At 59.4% G+C, this 23,024-nt stretch carries 23 protein-coding genes; 7 read left to right on the forward strand and 16 right to left on the reverse strand.

Going from position 1 to position 23,024, the window contains the following annotated elements; all coding sequences use genetic code 11:
- Positions 1–145 precede the first annotated feature (145 nt).
- Both ACXAED_RS00195 and ACXAED_RS00200 read left to right on the forward strand, forming a co-directional pair.
- On the forward strand, positions 146–496 hold the full coding sequence (locus ACXAED_RS00195; protein ID WP_027264271.1) for an MbcA/ParS/Xre antitoxin family protein: 351 nt from the start codon (positions 146–148) through the stop codon (positions 494–496).
- Positions 496–1,008, forward strand: coding sequence for an RES family NAD+ phosphorylase (locus ACXAED_RS00200; protein WP_043754138.1), 513 nt, complete (start codon positions 496–498; stop codon positions 1,006–1,008). The genes ACXAED_RS00195 and ACXAED_RS00200 overlap by 1 nt, the downstream gene beginning before the upstream one ends.
- A gap of 174 nt (positions 1,009–1,182) precedes the next feature.
- Here ACXAED_RS00200 and repC read toward each other — a convergent pair whose 3' ends face one another.
- The 4 genes from repC to ACXAED_RS00220 form a co-directional block, all read right to left on the reverse strand.
- On the reverse strand, positions 1,183–2,238 hold the full coding sequence (gene repC, locus ACXAED_RS00205) for a plasmid replication protein RepC (RefSeq protein ID WP_085870099.1): 1,056 nt from the start codon (positions 2,236–2,238) through the stop codon (positions 1,183–1,185).
- A gap of 240 nt (positions 2,239–2,478) precedes the next feature.
- Positions 2,479–3,447 carry a plasmid partitioning protein RepB gene (gene repB, locus ACXAED_RS00210; protein WP_223229246.1) on the reverse strand — a complete coding sequence of 323 codons (969 nt, stop codon included), beginning with the start codon at positions 3,445–3,447 and terminating at the stop codon, positions 2,479–2,481.
- On the reverse strand, positions 3,447–4,646 hold the full coding sequence (gene repA / locus ACXAED_RS00215) for a plasmid partitioning protein RepA (RefSeq protein WP_043754158.1): 1,200 nt from the start codon (positions 4,644–4,646) through the stop codon (positions 3,447–3,449). The genes repB and repA overlap by 1 nt, the downstream gene beginning before the upstream one ends.
- Positions 4,647–4,988: 342 nt before the next feature.
- On the reverse strand, positions 4,989–5,897 hold the full coding sequence (locus tag ACXAED_RS00220) for a recombinase family protein (RefSeq protein ID WP_043754160.1): 909 nt from the start codon (positions 5,895–5,897) through the stop codon (positions 4,989–4,991).
- A 226-nt stretch (positions 5,898–6,123) separates the two neighbouring features.
- On the opposite strand from ACXAED_RS00220, the gene ACXAED_RS00225 reads away from it, so the two are divergent.
- A complete protein-coding gene (locus tag ACXAED_RS00225; RefSeq protein ID WP_050686115.1) occupies positions 6,124–7,191 on the forward strand; it encodes a hypothetical protein in 1,068 nt (355 codons plus the stop codon).
- 202 nt (positions 7,192–7,393) lie between these two features.
- Positions 7,394–8,059: a L,D-transpeptidase gene (locus ACXAED_RS00230; protein WP_043872284.1), complete on the forward strand. Its 666-nt coding sequence runs from the start codon at positions 7,394–7,396 to the stop codon at positions 8,057–8,059.
- 39 nt (positions 8,060–8,098) lie between these two features.
- Here ACXAED_RS00230 and ACXAED_RS00235 read toward each other — a convergent pair whose 3' ends face one another.
- Positions 8,099–8,368 (reverse strand): hypothetical protein, encoded by a 270-nt coding sequence (locus tag ACXAED_RS00235; protein WP_050686128.1) that lies wholly within the window; start codon positions 8,366–8,368, stop codon positions 8,099–8,101.
- 169 nt (positions 8,369–8,537) lie between these two features.
- Between ACXAED_RS00235 and ACXAED_RS00240 the strand changes: the two genes are divergently transcribed.
- Both ACXAED_RS00240 and ACXAED_RS00245 read left to right on the forward strand, forming a co-directional pair.
- Positions 8,538–10,934 carry a heavy metal translocating P-type ATPase gene (locus tag ACXAED_RS00240; RefSeq protein ID WP_234994810.1) on the forward strand — a complete coding sequence of 799 codons (2,397 nt, stop codon included), beginning with the start codon at positions 8,538–8,540 and terminating at the stop codon, positions 10,932–10,934.
- 99 nt (positions 10,935–11,033) lie between these two features.
- Positions 11,034–11,510, forward strand: a complete 477-nt coding sequence (locus ACXAED_RS00245) for a L,D-transpeptidase family protein (RefSeq protein ID WP_043872282.1) — start codon at positions 11,034–11,036, stop codon at positions 11,508–11,510.
- A gap of 3 nt (positions 11,511–11,513) precedes the next feature.
- On the opposite strand, the gene phnE is transcribed toward ACXAED_RS00245, so the two are convergent.
- The 4 genes from phnE to ACXAED_RS00265 are packed head-to-tail and all read right to left on the reverse strand — an operon-like array spanning position 11,514 to position 15,806.
- Positions 11,514–12,272 carry a phosphonate ABC transporter, permease protein PhnE gene (gene phnE, locus ACXAED_RS00250; protein WP_009820129.1) on the reverse strand — a complete coding sequence of 253 codons (759 nt, stop codon included), beginning with the start codon at positions 12,270–12,272 and terminating at the stop codon, positions 11,514–11,516.
- Positions 12,272–13,054 (reverse strand): phosphonate ABC transporter ATP-binding protein, encoded by a 783-nt coding sequence (locus ACXAED_RS00255; protein ID WP_475046042.1) that lies wholly within the window; start codon positions 13,052–13,054, stop codon positions 12,272–12,274. The genes phnE and ACXAED_RS00255 overlap by 1 nt, the downstream gene beginning before the upstream one ends.
- Positions 13,051–13,926 (reverse strand): phosphate/phosphite/phosphonate ABC transporter substrate-binding protein, encoded by an 876-nt coding sequence (locus ACXAED_RS00260; RefSeq protein ID WP_043872281.1) that lies wholly within the window; start codon positions 13,924–13,926, stop codon positions 13,051–13,053. Before ACXAED_RS00260 ends, ACXAED_RS00255 begins: the two co-directional genes overlap by 4 nt.
- Complete coding sequence (locus tag ACXAED_RS00265) at positions 13,926–15,806, reverse strand: cytochrome c peroxidase (protein WP_475046043.1); 1,881 nt, start codon at positions 15,804–15,806, stop codon at positions 13,926–13,928. The genes ACXAED_RS00260 and ACXAED_RS00265 overlap by 1 nt, the downstream gene beginning before the upstream one ends.
- A 94-nt stretch (positions 15,807–15,900) precedes the next feature.
- On the opposite strand from ACXAED_RS00265, the gene mntR reads away from it, so the two are divergent.
- A complete protein-coding gene (gene mntR, locus ACXAED_RS00270; RefSeq protein ID WP_009820125.1) occupies positions 15,901–16,371 on the forward strand; it encodes a manganese-binding transcriptional regulator MntR in 471 nt (156 codons plus the stop codon).
- A gap of 243 nt (positions 16,372–16,614) precedes the next feature.
- Here mntR and ACXAED_RS00275 read toward each other — a convergent pair whose 3' ends face one another.
- From ACXAED_RS00275 to ACXAED_RS00305, 7 genes are read right to left on the reverse strand one after another with little or no spacing between them, the layout of a single operon-like run.
- The gene (locus ACXAED_RS00275) at positions 16,615–17,607 is read right to left on the reverse strand and encodes a cytochrome c oxidase assembly protein (protein ID WP_040652273.1); all 993 of its coding nucleotides are present in this window, start codon (positions 17,605–17,607) and stop codon (positions 16,615–16,617) included.
- Entirely contained in the window at positions 17,604–19,523 is a 1,920-nt protein-coding gene (locus ACXAED_RS00280; protein ID WP_475046045.1) for a penicillin acylase family protein, read from the reverse strand. Before ACXAED_RS00280 ends, ACXAED_RS00275 begins: the two co-directional genes overlap by 4 nt.
- A gap of 24 nt (positions 19,524–19,547) precedes the next feature.
- Positions 19,548–19,715 carry a hypothetical protein gene (locus tag ACXAED_RS00285; protein ID WP_043872279.1) on the reverse strand — a complete coding sequence of 56 codons (168 nt, stop codon included), beginning with the start codon at positions 19,713–19,715 and terminating at the stop codon, positions 19,548–19,550.
- Entirely contained in the window at positions 19,715–21,286 is a 1,572-nt protein-coding gene (gene lnt, locus ACXAED_RS00290; RefSeq protein WP_052453652.1) for an apolipoprotein N-acyltransferase, read from the reverse strand. Before lnt ends, ACXAED_RS00285 begins: the two co-directional genes overlap by 1 nt.
- Complete coding sequence (gene lspA / locus ACXAED_RS00295) at positions 21,283–21,777, reverse strand: signal peptidase II (RefSeq protein ID WP_009820121.1); 495 nt, start codon at positions 21,775–21,777, stop codon at positions 21,283–21,285. The genes lnt and lspA overlap by 4 nt, the downstream gene beginning before the upstream one ends.
- The gene (locus ACXAED_RS00300) at positions 21,758–22,543 is read right to left on the reverse strand and encodes a ZIP family metal transporter (RefSeq protein WP_040652270.1); all 786 of its coding nucleotides are present in this window, start codon (positions 22,541–22,543) and stop codon (positions 21,758–21,760) included. The genes lspA and ACXAED_RS00300 overlap by 20 nt, the downstream gene beginning before the upstream one ends.
- 22 nt (positions 22,544–22,565) lie before the next feature.
- Positions 22,566–23,024, reverse strand: a complete 459-nt coding sequence (locus ACXAED_RS00305) for a DUF411 domain-containing protein (protein ID WP_009820119.1) — start codon at positions 23,022–23,024, stop codon at positions 22,566–22,568.

The following is a 23,024-nucleotide window of genomic DNA, read 5'->3' on the forward strand; positions in this document are numbered from 1 at the left end:
GGCCCAAAGATCAGGATTTGCTTCGTTCAGAGCACTGCAGCGTTACGGATAAGCACGGGAAACGAAGGCGCAGCGCCTCCTGTCAGCTTGAATTTCAGCGATGTTGCCGCTATATACCGTCAGTATCACCGTAGGAGCATAGATCATGCACATCACGAACTTTGCTGAAGCTGGGCAATTCGAACCGCGCAAGATCGCCGCGGTGCTACGCACATCAGCAGAAGAGATCGCATTGACCGTCGGCTTGGGCAAAGACGCGTTGCAGAGGCGAGCCCGCATCGGTTCGGACAAGACGCAGCGCCGCCTGCGCGAATTGGTAGAGGTGCTGAACAAAGTTGAGCCCCGCTTCGGCTCGGAACTGATGGCCTATGCATGGTACCGGTCAGAGCCCCTGCCCGGCTTTGATGGCCGGACAGCCATGCAGCTGGTGCAGGAAGGCAAAGCTCAGCAAGTTCTGGAATACATCGATGCGGTCGATGCGGGCGTCTTTGCCTGATGCCGCTGAAAGATGGACGCTACACAGGGCCACTCTATCGCGCCCTGAACCCGGTCTATGCGCGTGAACCTCTGTCCGGACGAGGCGCTGAACTCTATGGAGGGCGCTTTAACGCCAAGGGCACCCCTGCCCTCTACACCTCGCTGGATCCCGCGACCGCTCTTAGAGAAGCCAACCAGGTAGGCAGCCTGCAACCCACGATCCTGGTGTCCTACAAAGCCGACCTTGGGCCTATTTTCGATACCCGCGATCAGGACAAGCTCGAACGGTATGGTGTGACCGAGGCGATGCTTGCCGACTCTGCATGGCGCATGAAGATGCTCGATGGCCAATTGGTACCGACACAGGAGCTAGCACGCGCCCTTATAGCAGATCGGTTTGCGGGGCTTCTGATCCAAAGCTTTGCGAAGGGTGCGTCATCAACGGACTTCAACATCGTCCTGTGGGCCTGGACTGCCAACAAGGGTTCTTTGGAAGTGGTGGATGACGAAAAGCGGCTGTCGCGCATGTGAGTTGTGAGACTTGGTGCCGGATCTGTCCACCGCGGTGGACATCGGCGGGTCGGAGGTACATGGATTGACTGTGTAGTATCGCCCTAGTGGAATTTGGCTCTGTCGCTTTGATGCATGTGGCGAGACCGCGCGTCATTGGACTAGTTGATGGCCAGACGTCCACCGCGGTGGACACTAGGCGGTTTGCATAGCAGTTTTGGATAGACGCTTGATCAAAGCCACTGGATCAAACTGGTCTTGACGTTGGCCCAAGGTGATACTGTGAAAGTACGCTCCAAAATCCCTGATGCGTTGTCCAAGTTGTAGCATGATGAAGATCGCGCATGACGCTTTCTGAGCTCCTACTGCATTCTTGGCTTTCTCAAATGTTTCTGGGTGAATCCCCATCATGGGTGCAAGAGTTCGAGCATGGTTTTCAATGTCCAACCAGTCTCTAAGTCTCTCTGTGGAGAACGATGTCGCTTGATCGCAGACTGAGGTTAGCAAGTCTGGTTTCAGAGCTTCATTGCCTGTGTTGCTATCTAAATCTTTTTTTTCTTCTTCAGACATAGATTGGTGCCGGACAGTTTGTCCGTCATTGGCGGGCAACTCCACAGTTTCTGGTGGGTTATCTGGGGTATACAAAGTCTGGCATTCTTTGTCCGTGTCGGCGAGCAGCGCGTGGTATTCGGTAAGGCTCAGCTTCCTGCGTAGAGCTCTCCGTGCGTGGTTGATGAATGTGTTGCTGGGATCATGCTCTTCCAAATGGGCGAGCTTTGTCAGGATCTGTTTGCGGACAAATATCCGATCCCGCCGGTTATTTTCCATCTCATGTGCGATGGCGATAAGCTCGCTCGCACGTTGGAGGAGGGGGGTTAGAGACAGTCCATAGCTGATGCATTCCCCGCTGGATGAGCGAACGCGGTAGCGCTTTCTGTTCGAGCTGTCATTGCGTTTGATGAACCCGAGTTCGACGAAGCGGTTGATGTGCCTGCGGAGTGTCCGTTCGTCGATTCCGCCGACGCGCTGGCAAATCGAGTCGTTGGACGCGAAAACCGTTTCGCCATGGCCGGGCTTCAAGAAACTGAGCATGGCTTGAAGTGTTTGGATATGGCCAGGACGCAGACCGAATACGCTACGTGCATCTCTTAGTGCCCTGAAGATGGTCCAGATGTCGGTTTCAGCCGCAGAAATTGAGCCGCGTGATGCATCAGCATCAGCGGTTCTGATCGATAGTTTTGTAAATGCCATGGTTTCTTCACGACGACCGTTCGGCCCACAACTTCCCAGTCTCTTCCCGAGATTTCGCTCAGAAAAAGGCAATAAAAACCCGTCCACCGAATCGGTGACTCTTGACCGGTTTGCTGGAGGTTGCTACATCATGAGTGCTAATCGAATGATGAGGGCTCTCCAGGGGAAACTTTGGGGGGCTCTTTTCTTTCTGGTCTTCGCTTTTCTCCTCTGCTCGAGTTACTCTGTGTGGCTCGGGGCTTAGGACCCAGAGCCGCTCTCATTCCGCCACTGTTCGAAGAGCTTCAAAAGCGCTGCCTCCGCGCGCTCTTCGATCCATTGGCCGAATTCTGGGTTGTCCTTCTTGGTGATCTTGATAGCGATCGTTTTCTGGTCGACTGTCAGCGTTCCCACAGAGCTACCGTCCCCATCTTTGACAACGGACGTTAGGCTGCGGTTGGCTTGCTTCTTGTCGCTACGCGCCTTGTTCGAGCAAGCCGAGTAGACTGCCTGAAACTTATCCGCGCTTGGAGTGTCGTCGGGCAGGGCGGCGATCACCTCTTTGGCTGTGTTCACCAGATCTATCTTTTTCGACAAAGCGGCCAGGTCACCCCATTGCCGTCGTCCGATGCCATGTGCCGGCCCGATCAGCTGTACAAGCCCTTCTGGCAGTTGCTCTATGACGACGCGATGATTGGACACGCCCTGCCGTGTCAAGCCGAGAGCATCCTGAATGACGTTTGGCTTGTAACCTGATTCCTGCATCTCTTTGATAAAAAGAGATTTCTCAATGAAAGACGGGTCTAGTCGGAGGTTGTTCTCTTGGCCCTGTGCGATCAGAGATGCGTCGTCATCCAGGCTTCGAACGATCGCCTTGACCGTTCCGCCGACCATGCGGATCGCTGCGAGCCTGCGTCGTCCGTAGATGATACGGTATCTGTCCGGTTGCGCTGATGGACGGACCATAATTGGTACTTGTTGCCCATGCTTGCGAATGCTTTCGGCCAACTCATCAATACTGGAATCCTCCAGCACCAACCGATCGCGCAGACCATCCATGTCAATCTGATCGGGCTCGATGTCACGGATCGAATTCGCGGTAATCTCGCGCAAAGAGTCGCGCAATCCGCCAACAGATCCTGGCAGTTTTGCTGCTTTTGGCGGGGTAGGGGAGGGGGCCGCGCTCTCCTTCTCGTCCTTTGGAGGCTGATTGAAGATATTTCGGGCCATCAGCGACGCCCCCATGCCATTTGGATTGTCTGTTCCAACTCATCTCCAACGCCATTCACGCTGGTCAGAGCGCGATCAATCGTTTTTCTAATGAATTGGCTCGGATCAACTTCGTAGACGGTTTGCTGGGTCATACCGGCGTCCGAGATTGCTGTAGATTTCAGCATTGGCTCAGTCATGACCTGTCCGGCCAAGATCGATCTCAGGTAGCCCGCCATCTGGGTCTGAGGCCCGTCCGACGGCTCGTATCTCGTGATCAAGAACTTTACGAAGTCCCATGTAACGCGCCTGCCAATGGCTTCTTCGACAGCCTTTACCGTTTCCGAAGCAAGTTTCAGGAACTGGCTCATTGAAGCAATGTCGAGCATGCCAGGCACGACCGTTACTAGGAGTCCCGTCGAGGCTGCCAACGCCGTTAGGGTCAGAAAGCCAAGTTGAGGTGGGCAGTCGATCAGAACGATGTCGTAATTCGCCTCTACTTCCTCAAGCGCTAAGGCAAGACGCTCCGCAAATATGGGTTGCACCCGGCGGGCGAGGGCGTTTGCCGTCTCAGTTTCGTATTCCGAGAGCATCAGGCCCGCTGGGACCATATCGAGCTTATGGAAGTAGGTTTTTTGGATGACGGCTGAGAGCGGAACTTGTTCCTCATATCTCAGGGCATCATAGATTGTGCCGCCTTCGGCGAACTCGAGCTCTGGCCGAAAGCCGAAAAAGGTGGTCAAACTTGCCTGCGGATCGAGATCCAAGACCAACACTCGGTAACCTCGCAAAGCATACCGTTGTGCAAGATGGATCGTTGCTGTTGTTTTTGACGATCCGCCTTTGAAATTGACGACAGATATCACCTGGAGACGATCGCCTTCACGTCGACCGGGGCGGTAGCTTTCTGCGTTCTTTCCGGTGCGCCCCAGAATGTCGCGCAGCTTATCGATCTCTTGGGCTGTGTAGAACCGGTGTCCGCGGTTGTCTGTATGAACTTCCGGGAAGCTGCCGTCCTTGTGCCGGTTGCGCAGGTTAGATGTGCTAACGCGCAGGAGGCTGGCAACTTCGGTAGAACTGAATCGGCGCAGGGACTTTCGTTCTTCGGGCTCGAAAGCGATCTTCATCTGGCGATCCAAAGATTCAGCCAGATTGTCGGCAAATGCTCCGATGTCGGAAGAGCCTATGCCTTGCGCGTATCCAACGTTACGATCATCCATGTCCTGCCGCCCACTCTCGGCCTCTGTTGAGGCTCTTGGTCATTCTGACGGTGTACAGCGCGACTGACGCGTTTTACCGTCAGAATGGGAATGCCACGATCAAGTGAGTCCGGCAAGAAGAATCTAGATGTAGTGTGAAAGTTATCCACAGCACCAATACGTACAGTCACATCAAGATAACTGCAAGTTGTTGATTTTATGGTGATAAATCCAAAAGACCGTGCTTCAAGCCATTCATGGGGATTGTTTGGATGGTATTGGCTAAACCCATGCAACCAATGGCACAATTGACCTTCTGACGGTGTTTAGAGCGATAGATTCAGCTGTTTGAGCCTCTGCTAGTTACAGTTGGGAGTGAGCCGATTCTGATGAAATTAGGCCAAGCCGCTCCGCTCGTTCGAGCAACATTTTGACCGAAGACGGCTGCCAGCTGGCACGACCTCGAGGGGTCCGTTCGCGCATCGACTCTAGCCGATCGCAGATCGCCTGCAGCGTGATTTCGGGGTCCGCGCCTTTGATCGCTGCGACGATGGCCGGCAGGCGGTCATCGGTTTCGCGGCGTCCGGCGCGGCCAAGCACCTCGGCAGGAAGGAACCCGTCGCGCACATATGCCTTCACAGCGCGGAGCAGTCGGCCTTGTGTCCAATGGTGATCTGGGGGCAGGGGGGCATTGATAATTCGCAGCACGTCTTCCCAAGCCATATCGGGGCGCAGGCGGCGCACATGAGGCACCCAATCCTGCGCGGTCTCGTTCAGGCGTTCCATATAGCCGTCCTGCCGTGCCAGCCGCACCTTGCGCAGCGCGGCGGGATCCTTGGCGCGTAGCCCTGGGTTGCCGCCTACGCGCCCTTTGGCGCGCGCAGAGGCAAGCCCGGCCTTTGTGCGCTCGCGGATCAGAGCGCGTTCGAACTCAGCCGCAGCGCCCAGAACCTGCAACGTGAACTTGCCCTGGGGCGAGGCAGTGTCGATCGGGTCCTGGAGCGAGCGGAAGAACGCCCCCTTTCCCTCCAGTCTTTCGATCACCTCCAGCAAGTGCGACAGAGATCGCGCAAGCCGGTCGATCCGCACAACGACCAGCGTATCGCCGCTCTGGACGCGTTCGAGCACGCGTGCCAGCACCGGTCGCGCGCGATTGCCGCCCGAGGCGTGCTCTTCAAAGATCTCGGCGCATCCCGCAGACTGCAGGGCCTCAGACTGGGGCAGGGGGGTCTGATCCTCTGTGGAAACACGGGCGTAGCCTATCAGGGGCATGAAAACGGGCCGTTTGCAATTTTATGTATCATCAATAAACGACCGTTTGTAAACGAAAGCAAGTAAGTGCTCGCTCGTCGTGCTCGTCCAAAAACCCTTGGTTTCCTTGCGCTGAGCGCGATCAGAGAGCCCTCGCCGACCATCGCCCGCGCGTGCTATCTAAGAAGCGTGGGTCCACTCTGACAAAACCCTTGGGTAAAATGCAAAAATCCAGTATTTTGCACATATGAAGCCTCAAGCGCCTGCCTTTCATGATGAATCGGACGCTCTCTTTCTCGATGCTGAGGGGGTGGAACAGTCGTCCGAGGACGATCTTTGGTTCTTGCCCGGTCCCATGGAAGAGGAGCCGGATTATCTGCCGCCCGGACCACGGGCCGAACCGCGCGAAACCGAAGTCCTTGATGAATGGCGGAAAGCAGAGGCGGGTCTCGCCGCGCGTCTTGCCAGTGTAGCTGGTCGCGTCGGCGCGCTGGACGACCGCCTGAAGCGCGGCCCCGAAGGATGGCGACACAGGCTTGCCCTGATCGAGGCAGCTGACCTCAGCTGGTTTGTGGGTGATCGTATCGTCCCGGATCGCCTTGCTCTTTGGATATCCATGCGCCTGTCAGGCGTTCAGGAGGACACCGCAGCACTCGCGCGTGTCGGATGGGCAGTTCGCCGTTTGAGCGGCGGGCCGGGGCCCGAGGTGGACCTTTCCGCCTTTCTCGACCGCCGCGACCCCGAGAACCTTGGTGATGATGCCGAACCTTTCATGAATCGTGCGAGCGGCTGGCTGGATCTGATGGCGCGAGCTGTCGATCTGCATCCGATCAGCCGCGCCTGCATGGGTTTCCACCTCTGGAACCTCGCTGGTCTTGGACAGCACGGAGACGGGATGGAGGCGGCAGTCACAGCCGCAAGGATTGCGGCCGGTGAGGGAAGGGGGGCAGTCTTTGCACCTCTGGCCATGGGCGGATCAGGGGGGCTGCGCGCTGGCGGCCCACCCGCTGACCGTCTGGCGCGTTGGCTCGATGGGATGATGACAGCATCCTTGAGCGCGATGCGGCACCTAGACGACATAGAGGCATGGGCTATGCGCGCAGACGCCGAAATGGCACCGCTCTCGGGCAAGACGCCACCTGCTCTCCGCGCCTTACTGACCGAGTGGCCACTCGTCTCTGCACCGATGACCGAAATCTTGACTGGCGCCAGCCGCGCCGCCGTCCAGCGCAACCTTGGCTGGTTGGAAGCGCGGGGTCTGATCCGTGAGGTGACCGGGCAGGGGCGCTATCGGATGTGGCGTGCAACGATATAGTAGAGAAGCCTTTTTGGATTTAGCCCTTTGCTGACCCAGTTGGCGCGTGAACGTCTAGCATTGAAATCGCTATTCAACCCTCTGCTTCTCGCGGTTAAGTGAAAATTTAACCCTTGAACCTCTAGTTGCTAGACGTTTTAGCGTGGAGCAAATCGATCTGACAGATCCGACACCGAAATAGAAACTGCGCGGAGCACGATACATGCTGACAAGACGACACTTCATCCAGACGACTACCGCATTGTTCTCGGCGTCTATCTCAAGTCCGCTCCTCGCTGACACCTGGCCCACTGAAGCGGAAAAGGCTGCTTGGGATGCACAGGTTACACCGCCGGGCTATAATCCAGCCACATCAAACCCGTGGGGCCTGCATCCGCGCTTTCTGCCGCAGCGGGTTGTAGCTAAAGATGGTCTTGTGGCCGGTGACATCCATGTCGATGCTGTTGCGCGCTATCTTTACCATATCGAGGAAGGCGGAACGGCGATGCGCTATGGCGTAGCGATTGCTCGTGGCAAACTTTATGAGCCGGGTGTCTACACGATTAAGCGCAAGGTCAGGTGGCCGCATTGGCAGCCAACACAGAACATGATTGACCGCGACCCGGAGCTCTACGCCGATATCGCTGACGGTATGGAACCCGGACCTGAGAACGCGCTCGGGTCACGGGCGCTTTATCTCTTTGTCGGGGACCGAGACACCTATCTGCGCATCCATGGTACACCACAGCCGCGAAGCATCGGCGGCCGAGCAAGTTCCGGTTGCGTCCGGATGGTCATGGCGCACATAAACGATCTGTATCCGAATGTGGAGATTGGCTCGATGGCGTTCCTATATTCGGCCGAGGACAGCGTGACTCCGCAGAGTTGACCCAAGCCGCGCCGTCAATCCGACGCTTGGACGCGTCAATCAGGATTGGCGCGCGACGCAGATGGGATTGCCGCCTGCCGATCGCAACGGGACCAAGGTCGTTTCCACAGGCCCACTATGCGCATACCAATAGCAATTATCTTCGGGACGTAGCCGTGCCGTGTTGAGATCCTGGTCGGGTGCAGCGAGGGCTGCGACAGATTCTGGAATATTCCCGACCCTGAATGGATCGTTGTCTTCCTTCGGAGGTACCGCACAGCCAGCCAGGGCCAATGTTGCAACCATGATCACCGCATATTTTTGAAGCATATCTATCTCACTTTTTGGCAGGTCAGCCGCGTCCACAGACTTGGCAACGCGTTTCAAGGTTCCGCAGATCGGTGTCCTTACTTGACCAAGTTTCTGTTTTAGCTCTTGAAGCTCTAGTTACTGTAGGGGCTATCTCAATGTGGAATGAACGAATCCCGAGGTCAATCCCATGTCTTCCAATGGCCACCGCCACGACCACAAGCACAGCTCTGACTGCAGTCACGATCATGTTGATGATCACAAACATGCGAGCGTAGCTCGCTACTCTCATGGAGATGGTGCTGCGTGCTGCGGTGCTGGAGCCAACACGGGACCGGCAGAATCCATCCCGTCGAATGGGCGAAGTTTTCAAGTTTCCGGTCTGGATTGTGCCGAAGAGGTGGCAATCCTGAATAGGGTGGTCGGTCCAAAAGTCGGCGGGACTGAGCATCTGGCGTTCGATGTCATCAATGGGCGGATGACAATTCTGGATACCGCAGTCGGGATTTCGGACAACGAGATTTCGCAACTGGTCGCGAGTACCGGCATGAGCGCAAAACCGTGGGACGCCGACAACGCAGCAGAGAATCAGGCCGCGCATCTGGCACGTCAAAAGCGGTTTACCGCGCTCAGCGGCGGCTTCTGGGTGGCAGGTTTTCTCTACCACATCGTCGAAACCGGCATGGGTGGTGCGCTCGGGCTATTCGCAGGGCACGGAGAAATGCCGATGCCACTCGCGGAAGCAGGGTTATTCGCGGTGGCAATTCTCTTCGGGGTCTGGCTGGTCGCGCCCAAGGCTTGGTCTTCCGCGCGACGGTTTTCCCCTGACATGAACTTGTTGATGGTGGTCGCAGTGGCGGGTGCCATCGGGCTGGGCGAATTCTTCGAGGCCGCGACGGTTGCGTTTTTCTTCTCACTTTCGCTTTACCTTGAGAGCTGGAGTGTGGGGCGGGCCCGCAACGCGGTATCGGCCTTGCTGGATCTGGCGCCGCCGACAGCTCGGGTGATCCGATCAGATGGCAGCGAAACCGATGTGCCTGCGGCAGAGGTCGCCGTGAACGATCGCTTCATTGTGCGCGGCGGCGACCGCATCCCCCTCGACGGTGAAGTGGTGGAGGGGGCGGGAGCCGTCGATCAGGCTCCCATTACCGGAGAAAGCGCGCTCGTGCCAAAGGAGCCGGGCGATGAGGTCTATGCCGGCACGATCAACGGCGAAGGCACACTGACGGTACGAGCGACCAAGGCAGCTTCCGACACAGTGTTGGCCAAGATCATCCGTCTGGTCGGTGATGCCCATGCCCGCCGCGCGCCGGTCGAGCAATGGGTGGCGAAATTCGCGCGCATTTATACACCCATCGTGATGGCGGTGGCGATCACCATCGCGGTGGTGCCGCCACTCTTGCTCGGCGGCGCCTGGGACTATTGGTTCTACAATGCGCTGGTCCTTCTTGTCATCGCATGTCCTTGCGCACTGGTCATTTCTACGCCGGTGTCCATTGTAGCAGCGCTGGCCGCTTCGGCGCGAGCAGGGGTGCTCATCAAGGGCGGCGCTTATGTCGAAGCGCCAGGGCGCACCACAGCGCTGGCGATGGACAAGACGGGAACGATCACCATGGGCGAGCCTGAGGTGGCGGCGGTTCACCCGCTGGGTGAAGCCTCCGCTCGCGAAATCATCACGCTGGCAGCCAGTCTGGAGGCGCGGTCCTCGCACCCGCTGGCACGCGCCATCCTCGCGCGCGCAGAAAGCGATGGTGTTTCCGTGTCTGCCGCAGAGGACACGCGGACCGTGCCTGGGCGCGGGCTCGAAGGACGCGCCGACCGGCGCGCGATCTGGCTCGGATCAGATCGGTTTGCCCAAGAGAAAGGTTTCAGCAATGCCATTCCGGCGGATCTTCGGGACCGGATCGAAGGGGCAGGCAGCACCCTGGTTGCCGTGGGTGACGAGACCGGCGTGACCGGCGTGCTGGAGCTTCGTGACCGCATTCGCCCCGATGCAAAGGGTATCGTTGCGCGTCTGCACGCGCAGGGTGTGAAGACAATCGTGATGTTGACGGGCGACAACGAACGCACCGCACGTGCGGTGGCGGCCGAGGTCGGCATTGACGAGGTGCGCGCCGAACTCTTGCCAGAAGACAAGGTGAAGGCCATCGAGGAACTGGTGGAATGCCACGATATGGTGGCGATGATCGGCGACGGCGTGAACGACGCGCCCGCAATGGCGCGCGCGCATTATGCCATTGCCATGGGGGCTGTCGGATCGGATGCGGCGATCGAAACGGCAGATATTGCACTGATGACCGACGATCTGGCTCGAGTGCCGTGGCTGATTACTCACTCTCGGCGGACAATGACGATTATCCACCAGAATATCGGTATATCGCTGGCAACAAAGGCGCTGTTCGTCGGGCTGACCGCGTTCGGGATGGCCTCGATGTGGGGCGCCATCGCTGCGGATGTAGGCGTTTCCCTGTTGGTGGTCGCCAATGCGCTGCGGCTTTTGAACGGCCATCGGATCAAGGACGGGCCTTCGGGCGGTGAACCGGTGGGCGAGCAGATGGCGAAGGGAGCACTGGCGCACGGTCATTGATCCGACGTCTTCGGTAGAGTAACCTCTGGCACCAACAGACCTCGCAAAAAGGGGCGTCGAGCAGTGACAAACACCAGATTTCCACGGCGCGCCTTTTTGATGGGCGGATTGGCCTCCTTCCTGTCAGGTTGTGCCAGCAAGTTCCGGTCTTACAACGGACCCGAAGTGACCCGGCTACGCATGTATAAGGCACAGCGGTTTCTGGTTCTGGACGGGGTGGATGACGTCTTGCGGACCTATCCCATCGGATTAGGCTTCGCGCCCGAAGGTCACAAGCAGTTCGAGGGGGACGGCCGTACGCCGGAGGGCTCCTACGTGATTGATCGGCGCAACCCGGAGAGCCTCTTTCACCTGTCGATTGGCATCTCATATCCCAACGCGGCAGACATCGCTTTTGCGCAGGCTCAAGGAAAGTCGCCCGGTGGCGACATTTTCATCCACGGAGGACCGCGCAAGGGGATCGACCCAATGAATGTCCGCGACTGGACGGCAGGCTGCATCGCCGTCACTGACCGCCAGATCGAGGAAATCTATGCCATGGTCAGGGACGGGACACCGATCGACATTTACGCCTAAGGATCAGGTGAAGCGGCGCCGCAGTGCGACGTTGATCGCCTCAATGGCCATGACCATGACGACGACCGCAATCGTGACGCTGGCGGCCTTATCATACTGGAAGGATCTCACGTAGGTCTGGATGTAGAAGCCGATCCCACCCGCGCCGACGATGCCGAGGATCAGCGACTCGCGCAGGTTCAGTTCGAACCGGAAAATCGTGTCGCGGGCAATGACTGGGGCCATCTGCGGCCAGATCGCATGCCTGAGCCGCACGAGCGGTCCGGCGCCGGCGCTTTCCAGTGCTGCGATCGGCGCGCGGGACACGCCGTCGATCGCCTCGGCATAGAACTTGGCGAGCATCCCCGTTGCATGAAAGGCGACCGCGATGATGCCGGGCAGCGGCCCGAGCCCGACAGCGCCCACCATAAGCATGGCCACGAGGATCAGCGGCACGGCCCGGATAAAGGCCAGCAGCGCGCGCACAGGGCCGAACACCATGCGCGAGACCATGGTCTCGGAGGCGAGGATGGCCAGAGGGATCGACAGGATCACAGCGCCGAGGGAACCGAGGATCGCTATTCTCAGCGTTTCCGCGCTGCCCTTCCTGATCTCGGCCATCACTGTCGGATCGGGCGGGAACATCCGCCCGAGAAAGTCAGCGATCCGCGGACCGGCCGAAACGAGACGCGACAACTCGACATCGGTCGTGGCGAAGGACCAGAGGATTGCGCCTGCGATCAGGGTGCTGGTCGCGAAGCCGCCGAACCTGCGGTGGCCCATCAGGACACCGCCCGGAGGCCGGAACCGGGCATCGGCTCTGCCTCCCGGTAGAGAGCCGCCGTCGCCTCGTCCTGCAACTCGGATGTCGGCACATCGAACACGATCCGCCCGTTCCGCATGCCGATGATGCGCTGCGCGAAACGCCGCGCCAGGTCGGGCTGGTGCGAGGAAAACAGCGCCGTTGCGCCGCGCGCTTGCGCCGCCCCGGTCAGCAGCGCCAAGACCTCCCCAGCGCGGGTGGGGTCGAGGTTGCTCACCGGCTCGTCGGCGAGGATCAGCCGTGGCTCCTGCGCGAGACACCGCGCAATGGCCACGCGCTGCCGCTGGCCGCCGCTGAGACTGTCGACCCGGCGTTCGGCGAGATCGGCAATGCCGCAATCAGTGAGGGCTGTGCGCGCAATGTCGAGATCATGTGGCCTTGGCGACCCCAGCAGGGCGCGCAGGGGCGCCATCCGGCCTAGGCGGCCGTTGAGCACGTTGCGCAGAACCGTGGAGCGTTCGACCAAGGCGAATTCCTGAAATACGAAACCGGTATCAGGTCGGCTTGCGCGCGGCGGCGGTTGGTCTGGATCGAGCGGCGCACCCAAGACTGAAACGCGCCCGCGCCAGCCGTGGAGCCTGCCATCGAGCAATGCCAGCAGCGTTGTTTTTCCTGCCCCGGACGGGCCGAGCAAAGCGACGCTTTCGCCGGTCGAAATCGTAAGCGAGACTTGCTCCAGCGCCGGAACACTCCCGCCCGGATGGGCAAAGTTCAGGTCGTCGATCCGGATGGCGGTGGTCATTCCAGGAGCCCATATCGCCGTGCCATGTCGCGCACGCCGTCATAGGCGGCAGGGTCGGCCCTGACATAGCCGTCCGGCCCGTAGAGATAGCGCAGCTTGTCGCGGTTCTCGGGCTCGTTGAGCCGCAGCATCGCGTTGGTGAAGCGGTCTTGCACCTCGGCATCCAACCCGGGTCGCGCGATCACGACATGGCTGGGGATTGGCGGGCTTTCCGCGATCCATGTCACCTGTGCTTGCTGCTGCGGCGTCAGGAGCAGGTCGGCATACTGGCTGGCACCCGCAGCGTCGACCAGACCTTCGGCCATCGCCTGCATGGCCTGCTGATAGCCGCCTGCGAAGAAGACGCGGCCGAAGAATGCCTCCGCCGCGCCTGGGCCGTCGATCAGCCGAGCCTCGACGAATTCGGCGAGCGGGTAGAGATAGCCCGATTCCGAGATCGGATCGGCGAATGCGATGTCGCGTCCGCGCAGGTCTGCAAGCGCGCCGATGCCACTGTCGCGACGCACGAAAATGCGTCCCGTATAACTCGGCGCGTCGCGGTAGACCTCGGAGAGAAGCGGCACCGCGCCGATCTCGGCCTCGGCCAGAACGAAGGGCAGGGCGCCCATGAAGGAGATGTCGGCGTCGCCGTTTCTCAGCGCCTCGACCGCCGCCGCATGGTCGATGGTGACGAACCCTTCGACGGGGACGCCGATCTCACTGGCCAGCCAGCCGCTGATGGCCTCTATGTCGCCCAGGAGCTTCTCGGGGTTCTCCTGCGGGATGAAAGCCAGCCGCAACGCAGTGTCCTGCGCGGCCAGCGGGGTTGCGAGCGATACTGCGCCCGCAGCGGCCAGCGCCAACATCGTTCTGCGGTTCATATGGATCGCCATCAGAATGCCCTCTCTTCGATTGCGTCGGCTTCGGACTTGAACGCGGTCCAGCTTGTTTCGGCAGCCACCCAGTCATCAGTACGAACGGCGTCACCAACCTCGGCCAGACGTTGGGCCAACGCGTAGACTTCAGGCCGCGCAGCCAGGTTCGACATTGTGCTGGCGTCCGCCGAAAGGTCCGCGGCCACGGTGTCGGTCAGCAGCAGGATATGTTTTGCATCCCGCTGCGGCAGCAGCGTATCAAGCGTCGAGGCGAAGGTCGTCAGTTCGGAGAATGCCAGCCGGAAGGCGGTGTTCTCGGCGTCGAATGCCTCATAGGGCTCGTCCGCTGCGCCCACGGTCTCCAGATAGGCCGTCAGGTCGGCCCGTTCCGCTCCGGTCAGGCCGAGCGACTTCGATTCGTCGAACCAGTCCACGACAGCGGCCAGGGTCGGCAGCGACCCGTCGTGGAAATAGGGCGCGGTGTAGACGGTGCCGAGCAGCGTGGGTGTATCCATCGCACCGGTGCGGGCGCCATCGTAGGCCAACGCAACCGAGCCGATATCATGGGCCTGCCGGTCCAGGAAGTTCGTGTCCGGGACGTGGCAGCTGGAGCAGGAACGGTCGCCGAGCGCCGCGAAGGGTGTATTGAAGATCGCTTCGCCGCGCTGCGCTGCCTCGGGAGCGGCTTCGGTCAGCTGACCATCCGGTGTCAGCATGGAGTTGGGCAGGAAGTCGAATTCGAGCATGTAGGCGAGCAGAGCATCCAGCATGAAGGGCGTCGGTTCATCGCCGCCGAACTCGTTGACGATGACGTTGCGGGTGAAATCGCGCAAGGAGGCGAAGCGGCCATCGCGGCCGTAGGGCCCGGTGAAGCGCAGGCCACGGAGGCTGGGGATGTCAATCGGATCATCACGCCGGTCATTGAAGATCGGGTTGAAGAAGGCGCCATCGACATCGATCGCGCCTGGTTGATGGCTCGCACCCGGAATGAAAAGCCTCTGGTTAACGTCCGATCGGTTGTGACAGGTCGAACAAGCGACCCCGAGACCCTGCGCCGGATTGCCAAAGATTTGCGCGCTGTCGAATAGCATGTCGCCATAGGCCACCAATGGCAGGTCGGTCTCGTCGATGCCCTGCTCCTCGAAATTGAGGACGAGGCGCGGCAGCGGATCCTGATCGAAGATGTCAAACCCCGGCGGCAGGCTAGGCGGCACCTCGATGGTGCGGCCACTCAGGACAACAGTTTCCGGCAGCGCGCTCAGCGTCCGGCGCGGCGCGAAATCGTCAACGAGGTAATTCTCGGCGAGATAGAGGGAGATGACTTCGCGCGCGGCTTCCATGGTTTTGCAACTCGCGGGTGTGGCACCAGCACCAAGAACACCGGCGGAACCTGTGCTGCTGTTGAGTTCCAGCCAGGCGAGGCCGATGCGTCTCGAAGCGTCGGGATCAGCAGCCGCGATACCGTCCGCGAACGAGCGATAGAGTTCTCGGGCTGTCCGCACGGCCTGCTGCGCACGTGCAGGGTCGTCGGCCATGACTGCTCGGTCCAGTTCCTCGTCGATCCGGCGCGCGATCAGCCGCGTCGCCTCGGCAAAGACCGCCTGGCGGTCTTCGCGAGTGATGGCGTCCAGAAGGGGGGCGGGTCCGATGTCGCTGTTGCCGTCCAGCCATGCCAATGCACCAACAGAGAATTCCGAACCCCGGTAGGGTTCGGCCCAGGCGGTCCCGACGTCATCCCAAGGCAGCGGTTCGAGATTTCCGAGGAAGAGAGTCAGCCGGTAGGCCGCCGCCTCGGGAAGCCATGGAGCCTCCTTGGCAGGCGTCGCAGCGACAGGTCCGGACAGGACGAGCGCACTTGCGAGTGCGACAATGAACGCTCCAAGGAATTTCTGAATCACCGCAGTCTCCGAATTCAAAAGTTAGACACGGCTAATTTATCTACCCTAAGCAAACAAGTTGTCAATCCTGCAGTTTCCCTGCAAAGTCCCAACTATGACAAAGCTGCAATCACAGGAACATGAACCGTTCGAAACTGTCGACAGGGCTCCCGAAGCACAGGCTGAGGGGTTCGCGACCGTGCGTCAGGCACATGAGAGCGAAATGGCGGAAGATTACGTTGAACTGATCGCCGAACTGATCGAGTCGCGCGGAGAGGCAAGGCCGGTGGAAATCGCCGAACGTTTTGGAGTGAAGCCGCCGACCGTGACCAAGAACATCTCGCGGCTCAAAGCTGCTGGCCTGGTGCGGCGGGAACCTTACCGCGCCATATTCCTCACGGATGCCGGTCGGGAGTTGGCCGAGGCCTGCCGCCGACGACACAGGATCGTCGTCGCGTTTCTCCTCAGCCTGGGAATCGACGAAGAGACTGCGGAACGCGATGCGGAAGGGATCGAGCATCACGTCAGCACGACCACGCTGGAGGCCTTCGAACACGCCCTCCTGCAATCTCAAAGCGGCAAGTAGCGCAGCATCAAGTTCTCGCGAAATTCAGAAAAGCAAGACTCAGGAGGCGGCGGCGTCAGCAGTCAAAGGCTGGTGGGTTGGCATTTGTTCTGATGGTCAACCTTAGTGCAGAAAATCGTTCGTGTCCTCTGAGCTTGGCCAGCCCGAGATAGTGTGCCCAAAATCTCTGACTGCGACGACGGTGCAGCGAGAATGTCGATCGCGGGAAAAGACGTGGATACAACCTTTGATTTGCTCCTCTGTTCAAAGCGCATAGACAATTGTCACCACCGTCGTCATGACGATGAAGAACATGACCAAGGCACCTATGGCGAGCGTCCGGCCCATGTCGCGGTTTGGCTCTGCTACTTTCAGACGCAATTCTTCGGCCGTTTCCGGAAACTCGAGCGCCGCGGAGTTTGACCCTCGCACCAACTCGTATCGTGAATTCCAGCGACGCACCTCGGCCGCGTTCCACCCGTTCATGACCAGAATGATCGCGGCGATCATCAGCATCGAGGACGGGACCCAGATCGTGTAGCCACCCATGGTTTCGTCGGACAGGGGATCGAGAAACCCGGTTCCCGCCGTTTGGTAGGAAGCATAGAGGCTCACCTCTTTGAGTGTCGTCAAGGAACCCAGAAAAATGTTTGAAACGATCACCGCGAAACCGGAGATCAGCCTTGCGCCGCGCCTCGCGCCCTCAGGGGGATCTCTCGGGTCGAAGAGCATGCCGAAATACCAGATCCCTGCCAGCACCATCGCAAAATGGGCGAACACCTCGATCGCCGCGATGCGCTGAGCAAGTCCGTAAAGCACTGGAATCTGCCAGATAAAGAGCGACGTGATGAGCGCGGCAGTGGCGGTTACCGGATGTGCCAAGAACCGAAATGCAAAAGATTTTCCAAGAGCGTCGAGGTATCGACGCCACCGTCTGTTCAAACCGGCTTGCAATAATCGCCACGGCTGAGAGACCGCGAAGAGTAGTGGTCCTGCAAGGCGGAGGAGAAGGTGCTCCACTTGGTGCACCGAAAAGAGGCTATGCCCCAACGAAGCCAGAGGCGCATTTGTGGCCGCGAGAATGCAGGTCAAGCCAGCGAGGAACAGGGCTTGCCGCCACATAGACACCGTCCCGCGAATGCGAGCGGATCGCACGAGGCCGCGCATGTAGACCCATGCGGCCAAGCTGACGGAAACAAGGGACACTGGCGAAATCGCATACCCAAACGGGTCGAAAAGGAGGAAGTAAGTGATCATCGGCTCCTGTCATTTTGTATTGTCGGCGTATCGACGGATACCGGTGAAAGTCGGGATGTTCCCACAGCGCCACCCCGGGCCAAGGACAGATCAGTGGACATCGTGAGATATTTGCCCTGCATCCACATGAGAAAAAGGTTTTCATAGAAACGTGAGAGCGGGTGGCCGGACTGACCGGCTGGCGCGATGAAATAGGATCCGGCTTCTTCCGAAAACGACATGACCGCCTGAAAATTGGTGCCCGCGCTGGCCGCGAAGGGGCGGTCATTGTCAGAAGATAACAGCGTTGCAATCAGTGTGTATGGATCGCCCGAAGATGGGGCTTCGAGAGACAGCAGATCGCTGATGATCCCACTCGATCGGATTGGCGCCCACCCCATATTCAAAGCGTGTGCTTCGCCCCAGACCCAATCTGACGGATCGGGTCCGTAGCGGTCGACAAGCCAGCCGATGGCATCATCCAGGGCCGCACGAACCTGATCCTGGCAGGTCTCGATGCGGGTGGACGGGCGGATGTCGCACCAGATTGCGCTCCCTCCGCGATCTGAAAGCACCGCAAATAGGATATCGGCATTTGGCCTGGCCCAGACCGTTGTCGCGGATGGAAATTCATCCTGAAGTATCCGTTTTTGCAACGCGCGCGCCCAGGCCCAGAACACGAGCGGTTCCGGTGAAAAGCGATCCATGTCGCCATTCCATTGGGCAAGTTGACCCAGAATATCGCCGCGAAACTCATCTGCGCGGTTCTCTTCGAGAGCGCCTGCGGAACCCACGAACCAGAGCTCTTTTGCCATTATAGGAAGAAGCGCCCGCGCGGCAGTGCTGACCGTGTCGCGCTGCGCCGCAATCGCGCCCTCGACCGAGAATATCGGTTGCCGCACATCAAGAGCTGCCAGACGGGCGTCTCGAAACGAGAAAGGCGTTTCGACCTCCCTGTCAGGCCAGCGAGCAAGGATTTCTCGGCCGATGGCAAGAATCTCCAATCCGGCTGGTGCCAGGTTCATGCTTGCGTCCATAGCATCGTTCACATCGGCGGACCGCGCCAGACGGTCAAGCATCATCAGAAAATTGCCGGCCTTGGCAGCGGTGGGACTCACTGGCTCTTTAAGGGCAGTCAGTGACAGAGATCGGAACGCCCAAGCGACGCGTTCGCTGCGACCGACGACAATGAAGGGCACACCCGGCATTGTAGCCCCAATCGCGGCTCCGGTCGGGAGTTGAATATCCGCCAGGTACCATTCAGAAGGCAGCGATAAGGGGCCACGTATATCGGCGGCGAGAATTGGTGCTCCCGAAGCTGTTCTGTCTCCAGGCAACGCCCAAGCATCGAGGCTGACCTTGGGCGAGGTCACAAACAGCTCGGGCAAAAGAGGTCGATCTGACAAGCCGGACAGGTCACTCTGGCGTCTCTCGGGTTGAAGATCGTTCAGAAACGCTTGGGCAAGTCTGAGACTATCGACGGGTCTCCAGGCAGCGATCATTCTCTCATCCGCGATCAACAGATCGGGTGAGCCTCTGCCGCGCCCGCCTTCGGATACCAGACCAAGCCACGCGTTGACACCAGCGGCATATGCGTCGAGCGCTTGGGCTGTCGAAGGCTCGACTTCGATCGTCTGGTCAAGTGGCAACAAGGCTTGCGCTGCCCGCCTTGCCCTCAATAACTGGCCAAGCCTGTCCTGAGCGTGAACGAAACCAAGCGCGAAATAGGCGTCCGCAGCGGAGTTTGCAGAAATGTGCGGTATGGCCGCAGCATCTCGCAGAATATCGACTGGACCTTCGATTCCCGCAACACTGAAATCCTCGTCATAGTCGGGGACGGAGGCGCGCAAAAGAAAGTAGACGACACCGGATACGGCCAGTCCTGATGCAAAAATCGCCAGGAGCAAGTACAGTAATATGTTGAACAGTCGTTTCAATTCGTTGCCGGTGCCAAAGCAATCTCAAGACGTGATGCGCAAGAGGATCACCGAGGCGAAAAAAGCGAGTAGGCCGAAAGCAATACCGAAGCCTGTCGCGTATTGAAGTATATCCAGGCGGTTCCCTTTCTGCCGTTGCGCCAGATAGCCACCCCAGAGCGCCCCTCCGACAAAGCCTGCGAGCACCAGCATCACGATTCCTCCGATTTTGATTTTTCTGAATTGAAACGTCGTCTGGCCGATCCGACGGTAAAGGCTAAGGCCCAGACCGCACAGATGAGCGCCAGCGATGTCCAATCACCGAAACGTGCGTAAGGTGTAGGCGCAAGCGCTGTCGGCAGGGTGGCATCTATGACTCCAGTTTGTCCGGTCTCGAGGCGCGCGATGATCTCTCCCTTGGCGTCGATGATCGCGGAAATCCCCGTGTTGGCCGCCCGGACCACAGGAAGCCCTTCTTCGACCGCGCGCATGCGCGCGGAGGCGAGGTGCTGCTCGGGGCCGATGCTGGTACCGAACCAGGCATCATTTGTTGCGTTGAAAATCCAGTCGGGGCGAAAAAGGTCATCGACCACCTGGCCCGGAAAAATGATCTCGTAACAGATCGCCACCGCGACCAGAGGCGCACCCGGGATCGCCAGCGTGCGTGGCCCTGGTCCTGGCGTGAAATCGCCCAAACCTTCGGTGAGCCGCTCGATCGGCAGCCAGCCTCTCAGGGGCACATATTCCCCGAACGGAACAAGATGATGTTTTGCATATCCCGTCAGAATTTCGCCGTTGCCGTCATAGGCTTGAACCGTGTTGAAATATCGGGTTTCCCCATCGCCCTCTACGCGGTCAGGCACTCCTGTCAAAAGGATCCTGCCGTCTGGCAGAACCGTGGATAACCGCCTGCGCGCCAAGGCGTCCTCGTCCAGAAAACCGGGAAAGGCCGTTTCCGGCCACAGCAGCAGGTCGAAGCGTCCAGGTTGCGCAGACAAGCTCAAGTATTTTTCCAGTGTTCGCTCGCGGCTGCCCGGTGCCCACTTCTCGACTTGCGGCACATTGCCCTGGACGATGCGCAAAGCGATGTCCGTCGGCGGCACATCCGTCCCTGAACGCAGCGCGCCGCCACCCCAGAGGCCCATCACCGCAGCGGCGAAGAGCACGAGAACAGGCACGCGTCTGTTTGGTGCCGCCACAATCAACACACCGGGCAACAGCCCGATAAAGACCGTGAGAAAGCTTAGCCCATAGCTTCCGACCCAGGCGGCCGGTTGGCGCAGGGCGGCATGTTCGACAAGAGCATAAGCGGCAAGGTTCCAGGGAAACCCCGTCAGGACATGACCGCGCAGCCATTCTGCGGCAACCCAGCAGGTTGCAAGCAGAAGACCTGCCGTAATGCCGCCGACAGCACGGCGCTGCATGATGGTGGCAAATAACATCGCCGCAATCGCTGGGAATATGGCCAGTCCGGCGGACAGTCCCGCGACTGCCGGGATCGCAAGGGCACCGAAACGTTCGGCATCGACGTAGAAGCTCTCGGCGATCCAGGAAACTCCAAACCCGAACTGGCCCATTCCGAAGACCCAGCCGATGAAGAAGGCGGGCGCTGTCGAAACCTGCCGGAGGACGAGAAAGAGTGCTGAGAAGGCGACCGGAACAACGATCAGCCATGAGAATGGTGGAAGGGTTAAAACCGTTAAACCGCCCGCTGCAAAGCTAATCCCTGATCGCAGGGGAATGTAACGGCCACGACCCGTCAGTGGTCGCAAGCCCGCCATCATGTGCCAGTTTTCAACTTGGCGCTCAACCAAGGGGCTATGAGCAGTAGGCCCACGCCACTGACCACGAAAACATCCGCCATGTTGAAGGCGGGCCAATGCGTGGATCCGACATAGAAATCGAGGAAGTCCGTCACACCCCGAAACCGGATGCGGTCGAGGACGTTGCCGAGCGCGCCACCGATAATCGCACCATAGGCGATAGCCTCGGCCCGGTTGTCAGTGCGCAATAACATGACAGTCAACCAGCCGCAGACCGCGAGGGCCAACACTGTAAGGCTCCACCATGGCGCTCCACCAAGTAATCCAAATGTCACGCCATCGTTGCGCAGGTAGATGAGATTGAAACCGGGAAAGACCGGAACTCCGGCGCTCAAATCTGCCGCATTGGCGACGACAATTGCTTTTGTCACCTGATCGACAAGAAAAGCAGTTCCAGCCGCAAAGAAACCTTGGAAATGGGACTGTTTCATCTCATCCTCCCAGCCATACATCGAGGAACAACATGATCACCAGGCCAACCGCGAGACCGAGTGTCGCCCTGTTTTGATGGCCAGAACGGTGGGTTTCGGGAATGATTTCGTGGCTGATGACGTAGAGCATCGCCCCGGCGGCGAAGGCGAGGCCCCATGGCAACAGCGGCTGCGAGATGCTGATGATCCCAGCCCCAAGAAGCCCGCCTACCGGCTCGACAAGACCTGTCAGGGCGGCAATGCCCCACGCACGGCGCCTGGAATATCCCTCACCAAGCAATGAGACCGCTACGGCGAGACCCTCGGGAGCGTTTTGCAGCCCAATGCCAATCGCAAGCGGCAAGCCACCAGAAAGACCGTCAGCCCCGAACCCGACACCAACGGCGAGTCCTTCGGGGAAATTGTGGATCGTGATCGCGATGATGAAGAGCCAGACGCGGCGCAGCGAAGCAGAGTCAGGGCCTTCCCGCCCCGACTTGAAATGCTCATGCGGCAGCCGTTCGTTCATCAGAGCGACCGCGCCCATGCCAAGCAAGATAGCAACACAAACGATGGCCGCCGGGAGAGCACCGTTGTCGAACTGTCCTTCGGCTGCATCGAGAGCCGGGATGATCAGCGAGAAAAACGATGCAGCGAGCATGACACCCGCTGCAAAGCCAAGTAGCAGATCGCGTGTAGCCCGGGATGGGATGCGCCCGAAAAGAACGGGGATCGCCCCGACCGCTGTCAGCGATCCGGCGGCCAGACTTCCTAGAAAGCCAAGGGTAATTGGGGAGAGGGGTTCCAAGCGTTGAGGTCTCGTCGATACGTCAGTCAGCGGCCGAATAACTGCTAAAGATCTCGGTCGATCCATCGCCGCGGATCAGGAAGACCTCATAAGCCTCTCGATCGTCTTCCGGTCCCATGCCCGGCGATCCATAGGGCATTCCGGGCACCGCCAACCCCACTGCATCTGGACGCTCATCCAACAAACGCTGAATGTCTGATGCCGGTACATGTCCTTCGATCACGTAGCCGTCGACCAAAGCCGTATGGCAGGAGACCATGCGCTGAGGCACGCCATTGTCGAGTTTGAAGCGCACAAGAGATCCCCCGAACATGTCCTCGCCTGTCGGCGCGAATCCGCTTTCCTCGAGGTGCTTCATCCAGGACAGACAACAGCCGCAGCCGTTTGTCTTCCGGACATCAATCTGGATCGCATCGGCGACCGCTTGCGCTGCGGGAAACAAGGCCAGCGTGACTGCAAGGGCGGGAGCCAGTCGTTTCAT

The sequence above is a fragment of the Leisingera sp. ABM4_103 genome, assembly GCF_056158685.1.